The sequence below is a fragment of the Micromonospora sp. WMMD729 genome, assembly GCF_049315225.1.
In the GTDB taxonomy this organism is placed as follows: Bacteria; Actinomycetota; Actinomycetes; order Mycobacteriales; family Micromonosporaceae; genus Micromonospora.
Genome location: NZ_CP186059.1, coordinates 4,680,252 through 4,692,995, shown reverse-complemented (window position 1 = coordinate 4,692,995; position 12,744 = coordinate 4,680,252). Strand labels below are relative to the sequence as shown.

General features: G+C 73.4%; 13 protein-coding genes. 6 read left to right on the top strand and 7 right to left on the bottom strand.

Translation table 11 applies throughout. The features are described from left to right. Positions 1–131: 131 nt before the first annotated feature. From ACN263_RS21335 to ACN263_RS21310, 6 genes are all read left to right on the top strand, one after another. Positions 132–545, top strand: a complete 414-nt coding sequence (locus ACN263_RS21335) for a hypothetical protein (RefSeq protein WP_422736127.1) — start codon at positions 132–134, stop codon at positions 543–545. Positions 546–653: 108 nt separating this feature from the next. After that, positions 654–1,172 (top strand): DinB family protein, encoded by a 519-nt coding sequence (locus ACN263_RS21330; protein ID WP_422736126.1) that lies wholly within the window; start codon positions 654–656, stop codon positions 1,170–1,172. Between the two features lie 187 nt (positions 1,173–1,359). Next, positions 1,360–1,647: a hypothetical protein gene (locus ACN263_RS21325; protein ID WP_422736125.1), complete on the top strand. Its 288-nt coding sequence runs from the start codon at positions 1,360–1,362 to the stop codon at positions 1,645–1,647. Between the two features lie 209 nt (positions 1,648–1,856). Continuing rightward, positions 1,857–1,991, top strand: coding sequence for a hypothetical protein (locus tag ACN263_RS21320; protein WP_422736124.1), 135 nt, complete (start codon positions 1,857–1,859; stop codon positions 1,989–1,991). After that, positions 1,988–3,247, top strand: coding sequence for a M48 family metallopeptidase (locus ACN263_RS21315; protein ID WP_422736123.1), 1,260 nt, complete (start codon positions 1,988–1,990; stop codon positions 3,245–3,247). The genes ACN263_RS21320 and ACN263_RS21315 overlap by 4 nt, the downstream gene beginning before the upstream one ends. After that, positions 3,244–4,368, top strand: coding sequence for a glycosyltransferase family 4 protein (locus ACN263_RS21310; RefSeq protein WP_422736122.1), 1,125 nt, complete (start codon positions 3,244–3,246; stop codon positions 4,366–4,368). Before ACN263_RS21315 ends, ACN263_RS21310 begins: the two co-directional genes overlap by 4 nt. Position 4,369: 1 nt before the next feature. Here the strand turns inward: ACN263_RS21310 and ACN263_RS21305 are convergent, their stop codons facing one another. From ACN263_RS21305 to ACN263_RS21275, 7 genes are all read right to left on the bottom strand, one after another. Further along, complete coding sequence (locus ACN263_RS21305) at positions 4,370–5,026, bottom strand: lysophospholipid acyltransferase family protein (RefSeq protein ID WP_422736121.1); 657 nt, start codon at positions 5,024–5,026, stop codon at positions 4,370–4,372. A gap of 12 nt (positions 5,027–5,038) precedes the next feature. Continuing rightward, positions 5,039–5,623 carry a TetR/AcrR family transcriptional regulator gene (locus tag ACN263_RS21300; protein WP_422736120.1) on the bottom strand — a complete coding sequence of 195 codons (585 nt, stop codon included), beginning with the start codon at positions 5,621–5,623 and terminating at the stop codon, positions 5,039–5,041. 116 nt (positions 5,624–5,739) lie between these two features. Then, entirely contained in the window at positions 5,740–7,398 is a 1,659-nt protein-coding gene (locus tag ACN263_RS21295; protein ID WP_422740777.1) for a putative bifunctional diguanylate cyclase/phosphodiesterase, read from the bottom strand. A gap of 79 nt (positions 7,399–7,477) precedes the next feature. Further along, positions 7,478–8,287, bottom strand: a complete 810-nt coding sequence (locus ACN263_RS21290) for an SAM-dependent methyltransferase (RefSeq protein WP_422736119.1) — start codon at positions 8,285–8,287, stop codon at positions 7,478–7,480. Positions 8,288–8,474: 187 nt separating this feature from the next. Next, positions 8,475–9,143, bottom strand: coding sequence for a response regulator transcription factor (locus tag ACN263_RS21285; RefSeq protein ID WP_007072219.1), 669 nt, complete (start codon positions 9,141–9,143; stop codon positions 8,475–8,477). A 7-nt stretch (positions 9,144–9,150) separates the two neighbouring features. Continuing rightward, positions 9,151–10,779, bottom strand: a complete 1,629-nt coding sequence (locus ACN263_RS21280) for a GAF domain-containing sensor histidine kinase (protein WP_422740776.1) — start codon at positions 10,777–10,779, stop codon at positions 9,151–9,153. A 77-nt stretch (positions 10,780–10,856) separates the two neighbouring features. Beyond that, entirely contained in the window at positions 10,857–12,668 is a 1,812-nt protein-coding gene (locus tag ACN263_RS21275) for an AMP-dependent synthetase/ligase (protein WP_422736118.1), read from the bottom strand. Positions 12,669–12,744 lie beyond the last annotated feature (76 nt).

Genomic DNA, 12,744 nt, shown 5'->3' with positions numbered 1-12,744 from the left:
CGTCGGGGCCGAGCTCCGGGAGCGGATCGTCGGGCGGGCAGGAATCCGGCGAGGTTTCGGCAGGTCCGGTCGGCGACGGTGTGCACATCCGCCCGGCACCGTCGGGCACCGGACGAAGGCAGGCGAACGACATGGGAAAACGACTGCTGGGCACCATCCTCGGCACGGTCGTCACACTGGCGGCGCTCCTGGTCGCCCCGACGGCGGCCCAGGCGGCATCGGGGGGCGGCTGCACCGGGGCCTACCCGATCAGCTCGTGCATCTCGTACCAGGGCTCCAACCAGACCGTGGTGGGTGACTTCTACATGAACGCCACCCCGGACCAGTCCCGGTGCGTGGCGTACCTCCAGCTGCGGACCACGAACAACGGCAACACCTCCTGGATCTACTACGACCTCAACCGGACCGGCCGGTTCGGGCCGATCAGCCGCAACGTCAACGTGATGAACAACTTCAAGGGCTCCGCCGTGGCGGTGGTCGAGGTGTACACGTGCAGCGGAACGTTGCACGGCATCTTCACCAGCCCTCGGGTGTACTACCCGTGACCGTCGGATCCGGCCGTCGGCGCGTCCAGCGCCGGCGGCCGGATCGCGGGTTGCCGATCGGTAAGAATCCCGGTCGACCCGAAAATGCGGGTGTGGCAAGGTCGCCTGGTGCCTGCATCCCGTCTTGATGTGCTGCGGTGGCAGTTCGACCTGACCTGGTCGCTGTTCGAGTACCACCTCGAACGCCTGGAGCCGGCGGACTTCCTCTGGGAGCCCGCCGGGCACTGCTGGACGGTACGCCCGGATGCCGACGGCAGGTGGACGCCGGACTGGGCGGACGCCGAACCCGACCCGATCCCCGTCCCGACGATCGGATGGATCACCTGGCATATCGGCTGGTGGTGGACGGTCGCCATCGACCATGCCCGGGGGCGCACGCCACGGGAGCGGACCGAGATCGACTGGCCCGGGGACGGCGACCGGACGACGGCGTGGCTGCGTGACCTCCGCATCGCATGGTTGGCGGTGTTGGACCAGCTCAGTGACGCCGACCTGGACGCCACCGCGCCGTTCCCGTGGCAGGACGACCCCGTACACACCGTCGCCCACATGATCGCCTGGGTGAACGCCGAGCTGATGAAGAATGCCGCCGAGATCGGCCAGCTTCGGTTGCTGCGGAAGGCGTGATCGACACGAGTTCGGCGAAATCGGGGTGTCCGGGCGTTCGGGATACCCCGATTTCGCTGATCTGGAGTCGATCTAGCCCTCAACGGGCGGTTCTGTCGTACCCGGTGGTTAGCGTCGATGTGACCGACGGTGCTCGGGTGACGACGACAAGGTGTCGATCGCGCACCGCGAGCGATCAGGAGGCGTGATGCTCATCGACTGCGACGGGTGCGCGAAGCGGGCCGACGGCTGCTCCGGCTGCCCGCTGACCGCCCTGTTCGACGAGACGTCCCCAGCGGCCGGGCTGGTCGCCGCCGAGGTCGAGGCGATCGAGGTGCTCGCCCGGGCCGGCTTCGACGTCGAGGTGCTGGCCGCGCCCGCGCAACCCGGCGCTGCCAAACGGCCCGCGGCCGCCGCACAACCCGGCGCCGCCGCCCGGCCCGCGACCGCCGCACGACCCGGCACTCCCGCACGTCGGGTCCGTCGGGTGGCCTGAACGGCGGCCACGGGCCCTTCGCGGGACGGGTCGGCGCAGGGCGACACCGCACCGCCGCCCGGCCCGGCCCCCGCACGTCGGGTCCGTCGGGTGGCCTGAACGGCGGCCACGGGCCCTTCGCGGGACGGGTCGGCGCAGGGCGACACCGCCGCCGATGCGGGCTTCTGGCGGGCCATAGGATGGGCGGTCACGGCAGAAGGAGCGGCGGCATGAGCGGGGTGCGACGCGAGCACGGCGGGCCCGTCGGCGCGGTACGCGGCGACGCCGCAGGGCAGGACCCCGGGACCTCGCGGTGGGAGAGCGCCGCGCGGCGGCAGCCTCAACTGTCGGCGGTGCCGCGGTGAGCCCGCGTGGCTGGGCGCTGCTGACGTTGGCCGGGTTGACGCTGGCCCTGCTGGTGACCGTCGCGGTGTTCATCCCCTGGCACCGGCCCCCGGCGCCCCGTGCCGACCAACTCGCCGCGCTGCGGGACCTACCGGCCGAGCAGGTGGCCAGGGGGCGTGAGTTCCGCGCCGCGCTGCGCCCCGGCAGTTACGCCGCGCTCGGCGTGGGATTGCTGATCGCTCTCGCGCTCGGTCTCACCCCGCTGGGCAGCCGCCTGGTCGAGCTGGTGGGCCGGCCGTTCGGTGGGCACTGGATCGCCCAGGCGGTGCTCGGCGGCCTCGCCGTGGTGCTCGTCGCCGACCTGCTCACCCTCCCGTTCTCCGCCTGGCGGCAGACCGTCCTGACCCGCTACGGGCTCAGCACCAACGGGTGGAGCGGTTGGGCCGTCGACCTGCTCAAGTCGTACGCGGTGAGTGCCGTGATCGGTGCGCTGGCGCTGTTCGGCTTCTACCTCGTCATCCGGCTCGCGCCACGCTGGTGGTGGGCGCTCGGCGCGGCGGGCGCGGCCCTGCTGGTGGTGCTGCTGTCGTTCGTCCTGCCGGTGCTGGTGGAGCCGGTGTTCAACAAGTTCACCCCGATGGAGCAGGGCCCGTTGCGTACCGAGCTGATGAGCATGGCAGCCCGTGACGGGGTGCCGGTGCGCGACGTGCTCGTCGCCGACGCGTCGCGGCGGACCAGGGCGGTCAACGCGTACGTCTCCGGTCTCGGCCCGACCCGCCGGGTGGTCGTCTACGACACGCTGCTGCGCGAGGCCACCCCCGCCGAGGTGACGGCCGTGGTGGCTCACGAGCTGGGCCACGCGAAGGACTCCGACGTGGCGGTGGGCACGCTGACCGGGGCGCTGGGTGCCGCCGCCATGGTGGTGGCCCTCTACCTGCTCGGTTCGTCGGGGCTGCTGCTGCGGTTGGCCGGCGTCGACTCGATCGCCCATCCACGCGCGTTTCCGCTGGTGATCGCCCTGGTCACGGTGGCCGGTCTGGTCACCACTCCGGCGCAGGCGCTGGTGTCGCGCCGGGTCGAGGCGCGGGCCGACGCGCACGCGCTCGCGCTCACCGGCGACCCGGTGGCCTTCGAGTCGATGCAGCGCCGTCTCGGCTCGGTCAACCTGGGTGACCCCGACCCGCCGCGCTGGGAGTACCTCTACTCGGCCTCGCATCCGTCCACCGTGGAGCGGATGGCCGCCGCCCGCGCGTACGCCCGGGAGGCCCGCCGATGAGCCGCACGTTGCTGATCACCAACGACTTCCCGCCCCGTCCCGGTGGCATCCAGTCCTTCGTGCACAACCTCGCCGTGCGTCAGCCGGCCGGGTCGGTGGTCGTCTACGCGTCGAGCTGGCGCGGCGCGGAGAAGTTCGACGCCGACCAGCCGTTCGAGGTGATCCGGGAACGCACCCGGGTGCTGCTGCCCACCCCGCTGATCGCCCGGCGGGCGGCCCGGCTCGCCCGCGCGTACGACTGCGACACCGTGTGGTTCGGCGCGGCGGCCCCGCTGGGCCTGCTCGCCGCCGGTCTGCGCCGGCGGGCGGGTGTGCGCCGGGTGGTGGCGCAGACCCACGGTCACGAGGTCGGCTGGGCGGCGCTGCCGGCCGCCCGGCCGGCGCTGCGGCGTATCGGGCGTGGCGTCGATGTGACCACCTACCTCGGCGAGTACACCCGCACCCGGTTGGCCCGGGTGCTGGCCGGGGTGACCGACCTGCGGCGGCTCGCGCCCGGCGTGGACGTGGACACCTACCATCCGTCGGTGGACGGCGAGCCGGTCCGGGCCCGGTTGGGGCTGACCGACCGGCCGGTGGTGGTCTGTGTGTCCCGGCTCGTGCCGCGCAAGGGCCAGGACATGCTGATTCGGGCACTGCCGGAGATCCGCCGCCGGGTGCCCGACGCGGCGCTGCTGATCGTCGGCGGCGGACCGTACCGGGCCACCCTGGAGAAGCTGGCCCGCCAGACGGGCGTCGAGCGGGACGTGGTCTTCACCGGCTCGGTGCCGACGGCCGACCTGCCCGCGCACTACGCGGCCGGCGACGTCTACGCCATGCCCTGCCGCACCCGCAACCGCGGCCTGGACGTGGAGGGGCTGGGCATCGTCTACCTGGAGGCGTCCGCGACCGGCCTGCCGGTGGTGGCCGGTGACTCGGGCGGCGCGCCGGACGCGGTCCGGGAGGGCGAGACCGGGTACGTGGTCCGTGGCCGGGACGTCGCTCAGCTCGCCGACCGGGTCGCCCGGCTGCTCGCCGACCGGGATCTGGCCCGGCAACTCGGCGCGGCCGGCCGGGCGTGGGTGGAGCGGGAGTGGCGCTGGGAGGCGCAGGCGCAGCGGATGGCGGCCCTGCTGGCCGGGTAGCTCAGCGGCCCGTCTGCCGGGGCGGGGCGTGGCGGGGGACGTACTCCTGGTTGGTGAGCCGTTGGATCGCGGCCATCACCTCGTCGGTGATGGTCCGGATGTCGCGTGGCCCGGTGATCCGGTCGGCGACCGGGATCGCCGGGCCGAACCGCAGGGTGACCGGGTGCCGGCGGGGGATCCGCGCGTCGACCGGCAGCACCTCGGCGGTGCCCAGCACGCCGACCGGGATGATCGGCACCTCGGCGTCGCGGGCCAGTCGGGTCATGCCGACCCGTCCTCGGTAGAGCCGCCCGTCGGGGGACCGGGTGCCCTCCGGGTAGATGGCGACGAGACCGCCGGCCCGCAGCACCGGCACGGCGGCGTCGAGGGCGGTGAGGGCGGCCCGGCCGCCGGCCCGCTCGACGCGGATGGCGCCCATGCCGGCCACGATCTGTCGGCTGAGCCAGCTGCCGGTGAAGTACTCGGCCTTGGCCCAGAAGGTGACGTGTCGGGGCGTCAGGCAGGCGAGGAACACCTCGTCGGCGACGGACAGGTGGTTGCTGGCGAGGATCGCCCCGCCCTGGCGGGGCAGGTGCTCCAGCCCTTCGACGCGGGGTCGCCAACCCAGCCGCAGGGCCGATCCGACGGTCAGTTTGCTGAGGTCGTACAGCAGGGGCACGTTTTCTCCGGTTCAGGTCTGCGCGGGGCCGAGATGCGCGTCGAGCGCGGCCCGCAGCACGGGGTGGTCGTCGTCGACGCCGGTGGCCAGCGGGAGGCTGCCCCAGGCCCAGAGCTGGGCGATGCCGTGCAGGTTGGCCCAGAGCGCGCCGGCCACCAGCGGCGCGGGCGTGTCGGACGGCCGGGGGGTCCGGGCAACCAGGTCGGTCAGCAGGGTGAACAGCGGCAGGCTCGTCTCGCGTAGCCGCAGTCGCCCGCTGGCCAGCAGGTCGTGGCGGAACATCAGCTCGAACATGCCGCGGTGGGCCGCGGCGAAGTCCAGGTACGTCCGGGCCAGCGCGACCAGTCGGGTACGCGGCTCCGGGCCGGCCGTGTGCATCGTCCGCTCCACCCGGGCGGTGAGGTCGGCGAAGCCCTCCCGGGCGATGGCCGAGAGCAGGTCGACGTGGGTGGGGAAGTAGCGGCGCGGGGCGCCGTGCGACACGCCCGCCCTACGGGCGATCTCCCGCAGGGACACCGCGGACTGGCCCTCGCGCAGCACCAGGTCGACCCCGGCGGCCACCAGTCGGGCCCGGACCCCGGCCTCCTCCTCGCTCATAGACAGTGTCTACCAGCTGCCCGTAGACGCTGTCTACGCGCGGTGCCGGCGATGCGCGGGGCCGCGCGGTGCCGGCGATGCGCGCTGTCGCCGATCCGTGCGATGCGCGGGACGCGTCAGCGGATGCGGGCCAGGATGCGATCGGCGGGGGCCGGACGGCCGAAGTGCCAGCCCTGGGCGGCGTCGCAGCCGATCGCCCGCAGCCGTTCGGCCTGCCCGGCGGTCTCCACCCCCTCGGCCGTCACGGTGAGGTCGAGCGCGTGCGCCAGCGACACCAGCGAGGCGAGGATCCGCTCGTCGGTACGCCCCACCGCCGGCGACCGCAGGCCGGCCACGAACTCGCCGGCCACCTTCAGCTCGGTGACGGGCAGATCCCGCAGGTACGCGAGGTTGCTGTAGCCGGTGCCGAAATCGTCGATGGCGATGCGGACGCCCAGATCGGCCAGCACCCGTAGCGCCCGAACGGGCTCCTTGGCGCTGCTCATCATGGTGCTCTCGGTGATCTCCAACTGGAGTCGTTCGGGCGGCAGGCCGGTCTGGTTCAGCAGCGCACGGACCTCGCCCACCAGGCCGGGCCGGTGCACCTGCCGGACAGCCAGGTTGACGCTCACGAACGGCGCCTGCGCGCCGCCCGCCGACCACGCCTCCGCCTCCCGGCACGCCTCGGCGAGCACCCAGCCGCCCAGTTGCACGATCAGACCGGTCTCCTCAGCCAGCGCGATGAAGCTGTCCGGCCGCAGCACCCCCAACTCCGGGTGCCGCCAGCGGACCAACGCCTCCACGCCGAGCAGCCGACCGTCGCGCAGCGAGGTCAGGGGCTGGTAGTCGAGGTAGAACTCGCCCCGCTCCAGCGCGGCCGGGATGGCCGCCGACAGGGCGTACCGGGCCAGCTCGCGGCGGTTGCGCTCGGCGTCGTAGAGCGCCCAGCGCGCCCCACCGGCCGACTTCGCCCAGTGCAGCGTGCTGTCGGCGGCCCGCATCAGGTCACTCGGACTGGCACCGGCCACCTGCCGCTCGACGATGCCGATGCTCGCCGTGACCTGGAGCTCGTGCCCGTCGACCACCGCCGGCGTGCGGACCGCGGCGAGCGCGGCCTCGGCCACCTCCACGACCGCGTCGGTGCCGCCCGCGCCCTCGACCAGGATGACGAACTCGTCCCCACCGAGACGGGCCACCAGGTGCTCACCGAGGGCCTCGCGCAGCCGGTCGGCCACCGTGGTCAGCAACCGGTCGCCGACCTGGTGCCCGAGACTGTCGTTGACCACCTTGAAGCGGTCCAGGTCCAGAAAGCACACTCCGACCCGCTGGGCGCCCCGGCCCGGCTCGTTGAGCGCCGCGGTGAGCCGCTCGGTGAACAGCGTCCGGTTGGGCAGATCGGTCAGCGGGTCGTGGGTGGCCTGGTGGCGGAACCGCGCCTCGCTGGCCCGCAGCGCCCGTTCGGCCTGCGTACGGGCCATCATGGCGGCGCGCCGGATGGACTCCTGCTCGTCGAGCGTACGGTCCCGCAGCGCGCGGGCGTAACCGGTCGCCACGGCGGCCAGCAGTCGGGCCATCCGGTCCTCGACGTCCTCGGCCACCAGTCCCAGGTCCCGTACCAGCCGGAGCTGGATCACCTCGACGGTACGGCCCAACCCCTCGGCGGACGCGATGTGCGCGGCGACCAGCTCCGCGCCGACCCGGTGCCCGGCCCGCAGGTCGAACGGCTCGGCGAGCAGCGCCTGGGCCAACTGGCCGGTGAGCCTCTGGAGCAGGGCCTCGAGCTGGGCCTGTGTCATCGGCAGGTAGCTCGTACCGGAGACCGCCTTGGCCCAGGCGCGGGCGAAGGTGCCGGGGCGGGTGACCGCCGAGGGCGACTCAGTCACCGAGTCGCCCGACGCCGCCCATGAAGACCGCCCGCTCGGCGTCCTCCGCGCTCTCGGGACTGTCCGGTCGCCACTGTGGCACCCAGACGACGCCCGGGTCGACCAGCTCGAACCCGTCGAAGAGGGCGGTCAGTTCGGCCCGGCTGCGAATGGTGAGCGGGCTGTCGGTACGCCGGTAGACGCGTTCGGCCTCGGCGCGCTCCTCGCTGGCGCGGCCGTCGTCGCTGGCCTGCGACAGCACCAGGTAGCTGCCGGGCGCCAACGCGTCCCGAAGCGTCGCCAGCAACTCCGCCGGCCGGTCGTCGTCGGGGACGAAGTGCAGCACGGCCACGATCATCACGGCCACCGGCTGGCTCAGGTCGAGCAGCCGGCGCGTGTCGGGGTGCGCCAGGATCCGGTCCGGGTGCCGCAGGTCCTCCTGGACGATGGCCGCCCGGTCGTTGCCGGCCAGGATCTCCCGGCTGTGCGCCACCGCGACCGGGTCGACGTCCACGTAGACCACCCGCGACGCCGGGTCGATCCGCTGGGCGATCTCGTGCACGTTGCCGACGGTGGGGATGCCCGAGCCGATGTCCAGGAACTGGCGGACGCCGGCCTCGGCGAGGTGGTGGACGGCCCGGCGCAGGAAGGCCCGATTGGCCTGCGCCGCCAGCGGCGCCTCCGGGACGGCCGCCACCATCGCCTGCGCGGCGGCCCGGTCGGCGGCGAAGTTGTGCGATCCGCCGAGGTAGTAGTCGTACATCCGGGCGACGCTCGGGCGCTCGATGTCGATGGTGTCGGGCGCCCAGTCCGGCCGCTGCATGCGCTCACCCCTTGAGTCCACGACGCGGGCGTCCTCGCCCGCGCGGGTATTGTGCCCCCGCGGTACCCGCCAGACCATAGCGTGCCGCCCACTCGTCGCGGACGTCGGTCGATACGCGAAGGTCCGCACCGGCGACGAGCCGGCGCGGACCTTCGGTCAGCGATTGCGCTTCGACGAACGGGCGCGTTTAGAACTTCGGGGCGTCCGGCGCTTCGAGAAGGCCGAGTCGCAGCGCGGTCATCAGGGCCTGCGCCCGGTTGGCGGCGCCCAGCTTCTCGTAGAGCTTGGAGATGTGCGTCTTCGCCGTGGACTCGCTGACGAAGAGCTGCTTGGCGATGCCCGCCACGCTCATTCCGTCGGCGAGCAGCCGCAGCACCTGCCCCTCGCGGGGGGAGAGCTGCGGGCCGGAGGGGGCGAGCCGACGCTTCATCGCCTCGGCCAGGTCGGCGGCGGTGAACGCGCTGGGCGACGAGGCCGCGTGCCGCGCGGCGGCCACCACCTCGTCGGCCGGGGCGGTCTTGGGCACGAAGGCGCTCGCACCCGCCTCCAGGGCACCGAAGAGCTGGTCGTCGCCGGCGTACATGGTCAGCACCACGATGCCCATCGACGCGCTGGACTTCCGCAGCGCGCGGGTGGCCTCCAGGCCGCTGCCGTCGGGCAGCCGAAGATCCATGATCACCACATCCGGCTGGAGGGCGCCGGCCTGGCGTACCCCCTCTGCCGCGGTCGCGGCCTCGCCGACGACCTCGAACTGGCGGTCGCGCTCGAAGGCGTGCCGCAGGCCCTTACGGATCAGGTCATGATCGTCGACAAGGAGGACCTTGGTGCGGGTGGCCGGTGTCGGGCTTGTGGTCATCCTCGGGTTACTCCCCTTCTGGTGCTGCGCTGTCACGCACGTTATCGCGCCGGGACGAGGTGCCGAGAACCACCGCCACGGTCGTGCCGCTGGGTTGCCGCGGCCTGATCTCCAACCGGCCCCGGATACGTTCCGCCCTCTCGGCCATGATCGCAAGACCGTACCGCCCGTCGGGGCGCTGGTCAGCCATCCCCTGACCGTCATCCGACACTTCTATTTGCGCGTACGGGGGGTCCACCTCACAGGTGACCCACAAATTCGACGCCCCGGCGTGCTTGCGGGCGTTGGTCACCGCCTCCTGCGCGATGCGCAGCAACTCGGCCTCGGTGGCGGCCGGCAGGCGGGCCGTGGACTCGTCCAGCGACAGGTGCACCCGCAACCCGCCCGAGGCGCCGACGGTGCGGGCGTACTCGGCGATCGCCGCGGCCAGCCCGCCCTGGCGGTCCACCTCGCTGCGCAGCTCGAAGAGGCTCAACCGCAGCTCCTGGATCACCCGGGTCACCTCGGCGCGCAGCGTCCGCAGCGCCTCGGCGGTCTCGTCCGCGTCGTCGAAGACGGTGGCCATGGCGTTGTCGATGCCGTAGCCGACCATCACCAGTTCCTGCGCCACCCCGTCGTGGATCTCCCGGGCCAGCCGCTGGCGCTCCTCGTTGGTGGCCAGCGACCGGACCTCGTCGAACAGCAGCGCCGCCTCCAGCCGCAGCGCGGCCGGGCGGGTCAACGCGGTCACCCGGGCCACCACCGGCGGCGGGTACGCCTGCGCGACGTCGGCCTCCAACACCACCAGCCCCACCGTGCGCACCCCGGCGACCAGCGGGACGATCAGCGCGGACACCTCCCCGCCCCGGTGCGAGCGGGATTGCGAGCGGGCGGCGGTGGTGGCCTGCTGACTGGCCCAGGCGTCGGCGATCGCCGAGTCCGCGTCCAGCGTCGTCTCCCAGTCCACCCGGTCCGCGCCGGCCTGGGCGAGGACCACGAGCCGGCCCCCACCGCTGGCCGACAGCACCGCGCCCCGGTCCGCCCGGGCCACCGTGCGCAGCTCCTCGATCAGGTGCTCGGAGATGCCCCCCGGGTCCAGGGTCGCCCCGGGCAGTTGCCGGGCCACCGTCCGCAGTTGGGTCAGCAGCCGGGTGGCCTCGGCGTACGGCTGGGGTTTGCCGTCGGCGCGGACGGCCATCACCCGGTGCAGGGTGCCGGCGGCGTAGAGGCCGAGCGCGGCGAGGATCAGCCACTGCGCGCAGACCGCGAGGTAACCCACCTGGCCGAGCTGGCGGTCCCCGTCGACCTCGGTGAGCGCGCCGCTGACCAGCAGGGTGCCGGCGGTCACCGCGAGCAGCGCCGCGCCCTCACGGAAGCGGCGGCGCAGCGCGGTGACGGTGACCGGCACCGCCAGGTAGGGCAGCACGGCGGAGGCGCCGAGCCCGTCGACCGTGCCGCCGATCGACGCGACCGCGGCGACCTGGCTCGCGGCCAGCCCCAGCACCACCACCTCGGCCACCCGGCTCAGCGGCCCGATCAGCCGGTGCTGCGGAGCGAGCAGGGACGGCAGCCCGGCGACCGCCAGCAGCGCGATCCACCACAGCTGGGTGACGTCGCGGGTGGCGAACAGGGTCAGGATCGCGACCAGCGCCAGCATCACCAGGCGGGCGGCCGCGGCGAGTGGATGCGGGTGCGGGGCGGCGGTTACGGATGCGGGCACGTGACGGATCGTAGTCAGCCGCGGTAGATGTCGGCGATCTCCGCCGCGTACGTCTTGTGCACGACCTGGCGTTTGACCTTGAGCGACGGGGTCAGCTCGCCGGTGGCCTCGGTGAAGTCGCGGGGCAGGATGCGGAAGACCTTGATCGCCTCGGCCTTCGACACCGCCTGGTTCGCGGTGTCGATGGCGGACTGCACCTCGGCGCGCAGGCCCTCGTGCTCGCGCAGCGTCTCGACCGTGGTCTCCGGGGGCAGCCCGGCGTTCGCCAGGAAGGTCGGCAGCGCCTCCTCGTCGATGGTGACAAGCGCCGCGATGAACGGCTTCGCGTCCCCGACGACCACGCACTGACTGATCAACGGGTGCGCCCGGACCTGGTCCTCCAGCACCGCCGGGGCGACGTTCTTGCCGCCGGCGGTCACGATCAGCTCCTTCTTGCGGCCGGTGATGCTCAGGTAACCGTCGGCGTCGAGATGGCCCAGGTCGCCGGTGCGGAACCAGCCGTCGGGGCTGAGCGCCTCGGCGGTCGCCGCCTCGTTGTGCCAGTAACCCTGGAAGATGAGCTCACCGGAGATCAGGATCTCGCCGTCGTCCTCGATCCGGACGGTCACGCCGGGCAGCGGCCGGCCGACCGTGCCGATCCGGGTGCCGGTGGGCAGGTTCGCCGCGGCGGCCGGCGACGTCTCGGTCAGGCCGTACCCCTCCAGGACCGTCACGCCGACGCCCCGGAAGAAGTGACCGAGCCGCGCGCCCAGGGGAGCGCCGCCGGAGATGGCGTCGCGGCACCGTCCGCCGAGCGCGGCGCGCAGCTTGCGGTAGACGAGCCGGTCGAAGACCGCGTGCTGCGCGCGCAGCGCCAGGCCCGGCCCGCGCGGGGTCTCCAGCGCCTCGCTGTACGCGATGGCGACCTGCTCGGCGCGGGCGAAGACGCCGCCCTTGCCGTCGGCCTCGGCCTTCTGCTTGGCCGCGTTGTAGACCTTCTCGAACACCCGGGGTACGGAGAGCACGAAGGTCGGACGGAACTCCTGCAACTCGCCGACCAGGTTCTTGGTGTCGGCGCAGTGCGCGAGGGTGGCCCGCGCCTGCACCACGCCGATCTGGATGAGCCGGGCGAAGGCGTGCGCCAGCGGCAGGAAGAGCAGGGTGCTCGCGCCGGCGTTGAACAGGTTCGGCAGCACCGGCACGGCGTTGGCGATGTCGGCGTACATGTTGCGGTGGGTCAGCACGCAGCCCTTGGGACGGCCGGTGGTGCCGCTGGTGTAGATGATGGTGGCCAGGTCGTCGGCGCGGACGGCCTTGCGGCGCTGCTCCACCTCGGCCGGGTCGACGGCCGCGCCGGCGCCGACCAACTCGTCGACCGCGCCGCGGTCGATCTGCCAGACGTTGGCCAGCTCGGGCAGGCGGTCGCGGACACCGGCGACCAGGTCGGCGTGCGCACCGGTCTCGACCACGGCGGCGACCGCGCCGGAGTCGGCGATGATCCAGGCGGCCTGCTCGGCGCTGGAGGTCTCGTAGATCGGCACGGTGACCGCGCCGGCCGCCCAGATCGCGTAGTCGATCAGCGTCCACTCGTAGCGGGTCCGGCTCATCAGGGCGACCCGGGCGCCCGGCTCGATGCCGGCGGCGATCAGGCCCCGGGCCACGGCCGCCACCTCGTCGCGGAACGCCAGGCAGGTCACCTCGGTCCAGGTGGTGCCGCCCTCCGCGCCGGGGGTGGCGCGGGCGAACTGGACGGCGTCCGGCGCGATGTCGGCGTTGTCCCAGACCGGATCGGTGAGGTTGGCCGCGTCGCCAACGGTGACGATCGGCGGAACGGAGAACTCGCGCACTTGCACTCCTTCGTGCTCGCACTGGCCGGGCCGAACCCTGCCCGAGGGGCATCGGCTCTGTCGAAACCTACCCGGC

Coding starts and splice junctions, on each gene's coding strand:
- ACN263_RS21285 (WP_007072219.1), bottom strand. CDS start 9,143: ATGACCACAAGCCCGACACCGGCCACCCGCACCAAGGTCCTCCTTGTC.
- ACN263_RS21290 (WP_422736119.1), bottom strand. CDS start 8,287: ATGCAGCGGCCGGACTGGGCGCCCGACACCATCGACATCGAGCGCCCG.
- ACN263_RS21280 (WP_422740776.1), bottom strand. CDS start 10,779: ATGCTGGCGCTGGTCGCGATCCTGACCCTGTTCGCCACCCGCGACGTC.
- ACN263_RS21320 (WP_422736124.1), top strand. CDS start 1,857: ATGAGCGGGGTGCGACGCGAGCACGGCGGGCCCGTCGGCGCGGTACGC.
- ACN263_RS21335 (WP_422736127.1), top strand. CDS start 132: ATGGGAAAACGACTGCTGGGCACCATCCTCGGCACGGTCGTCACACTG.
- ACN263_RS21300 (WP_422736120.1), bottom strand. CDS start 5,623: ATGAGCGAGGAGGAGGCCGGGGTCCGGGCCCGACTGGTGGCCGCCGGG.
- ACN263_RS21295 (WP_422740777.1), bottom strand. CDS start 7,398: ATGACACAGGCCCAGCTCGAGGCCCTGCTCCAGAGGCTCACCGGCCAG.
- ACN263_RS21310 (WP_422736122.1), top strand. CDS start 3,244: ATGAGCCGCACGTTGCTGATCACCAACGACTTCCCGCCCCGTCCCGGT.
- ACN263_RS21325 (WP_422736125.1), top strand. CDS start 1,360: ATGCTCATCGACTGCGACGGGTGCGCGAAGCGGGCCGACGGCTGCTCC.